The following is a 2,276-nucleotide window of genomic DNA, read 5'->3' as shown; positions in this document are numbered from 1 at the left end:
GAGTTGCGGGGGCCGGAGGTGACCAGGGGCCGGGGCGGTCGGAGTCGCCCCGGCCCCTGGAGTCGGGCGCGCAGAGGACGTCAGCTGCGCAGGGGACCCTCACAGGTGTAAGTGGAGGTGCCGCCCGTCTTGTTGGCCCAGATGTCGACCGTCCCGAAGGAGCAGTTCATGTCGGCCAGGTTGTTGCCGCCGCGCACGGCCCGGTCCAGGAGGAAGGAGTCGACCGTTTCCGACATGTCCTGGAAGACCTTGTCCGCGTTGTTCGCGTCTCCGAGGCGCGCGGTGATCTTGCCGGTGCAGATGAAGCGGTGGGACTTGGGAGAGCCGTTGTCGACGCACGACGGCTTGCTGTAGGTGCTCCTGGTGAAGGCCGCGCGGACGTCCGACACGCGGGAGTAGCGCAGTTTCGCGTTGGGCGTGTACGTGGTGTTGGGCACGTAGAGCGTGTCGACCTTCGCGATCTGCCGGTCCAGGAACGCGTCGTACGCCTTCTGCAGCTCCGCGTCCCGGCCCATCCGGTCGCGCCAGGCGTCGAAGCCGGCCGGGTCGTCGGCCCGCAGGCGCGCGTACATCTCCCGCAGCTGCGAGGGGTGCTCGTTCCACAGGAACTCGAAGAACGTGCCCGCGTAGTTGTAGAAGCGGAAGCCGTCGCCGTCGTAGGTGGCGTGCAGCAGCTGGTTGACCGTCATACGCGGGCCGCCGCCGGCCGTGTCGTTGATGATGCCCTTGACGAGCGACCTGCGCACCGCGATGCCGTTGTCGCGGGTACCGCCGTCGAAGAACTCGGCGGTCCCCTCGTCCATGGCGGTGGTGCGGTCACCGGTGTACCAGGCGCCGCTCCCGAACGTCCCCGGCACCGCCCAGCGGCCGTTGAGGTAGTGCGTGTACTCGTGGCGGAACAGCTCTTCGAGGGTGAGCGAGGAGTCCTGCGGCACCCGGCGCTGGTAGGTGTAGAAGGTCGCGCCCTCCTCGATGTACATCCCGCCGTTGCTGGTGGAGTACCCGGTCAGGAACGGCTGGTAGACCTCGTAGTCGGCGCGCGAGGCGTACAGGTGGATGTGGAGCGTGGTGTTGGGGTCACCCGCGAGCGGCTTGTCGGTGCCGAGCACGCGGAAGAACTGCGACTTGACCTGCTTGCTCGCGTAGTAGAGCTGGTCGATGGTGGCCTTGTCGAGGGCGGTGCGGACCTGGATGGCGCCGTTGTCGTAGCTGTACGTGTGGGTGAAGAGCTGCTTCTCGATCTGGTCCTTGCACACGTTGTACGTGGCGCACTGGCCGTAGAAGTTGAGCCAGCTCGCGAGCGACAGCCAGGGGGCGCTCATCTTGCCGAAGTTGGTCTCGGCCGTCGGCAGCAGGGCGCCGAGGTCCGGGACGATCTGGCTCTTGACGGCGTCGATCTGACCGAAGCGGCCGTACTCCGACAGCGCGTCGCGGGCCGCCCAGGCGTTGGCCGTGCCCTTGAGGTGGGTGTAGCCGGAGAAGACGCGGAAGGCGGCGCGGTAGGCCGGGTCGGCGCCCGCGGCGGCCTGGAACGCGGTGTCGTGGTTGCCCGGGTAGACGCCCAGGTAGTTGACGGAGAGCGCGGCCAGCGCGGCGCCGCCCCAGTCCGCGCTGGTGGCGGTCCCGGCGCCGGGCGCCAGGGTCGCGAGCACGCGCTTGATCAGGGGGAGTTGGTGCTGACGCAGGCCGGGGGCGCTCGCCGCGTAGAGCGCCTCACGCAGGGTCTGGGCGTTCTGCGCGGTGGCGTCGAAGGTGTGCGCGGCCGAGCCGAGGGCGGCGACGGCCTCGGCCACCGCGTCGACGGTGGGCTGGTCGGTGGTGTCGATCTCGTCGTGCGCGTAGTCCTGGTACGCGACGGCGTGGAGGTAGGTGAACAGCTCCAGCAGATGGCTGCTGTTCTTGCCGTCGTGGGAGGCGGCGAGGCTGGTGGCCCGGTGGGCGACGGCCTGCACATGCGCGTCGGACATGACCGGTGCCAGGCGCGCGTCCCACGTCCAGACGAGCCCGCGCAGACAGCCGTCGGCGGTGACGGCCGGGTCGGTGAGGAAGTCCGCGAGGCCCTGCGGGCTCAGTCCGGTGATGCCGTCGAGGGTGCACGGGACCCCAGCGGCGCGCAGCGCGGAGTGGGCGGCGGGGGCGACCGCGCGGGTCTGCGGGCCGGCTATTCGGCCGTCCTGGCCGCCGCCTGGGGCGGGCAGCTGACGGGCCTTCTGCTGGGGGGCCTTGGCGAGGTGGTCCACCTGGTCGAACGGGTTCGCGCCGGTGTTCGGGGGCGG

1 protein-coding gene is annotated in these 2,276 nt (G+C 70.3%); it reads right to left on the bottom strand.

The annotated features are described in order from the left end of the window. Positions 1-80: 80 nt before the first annotated feature. Positions 81-2,276 (bottom strand): collagenase (locus tag ACJA3G_RS35445; RefSeq protein ID WP_406557138.1); only part of this gene is annotated, 2,196 nt, incomplete at its 5' end.

The sequence above is a fragment of the Streptomyces sp. YS-3 genome, from assembly GCF_045257485.1.
GTDB lineage: Bacteria > Actinomycetota > Actinomycetes > Streptomycetales > Streptomycetaceae > Streptomyces.
Note: the sequence above shows the minus strand (reverse complement) of the source record. Positions and strands in the feature narration are given on the sequence as shown.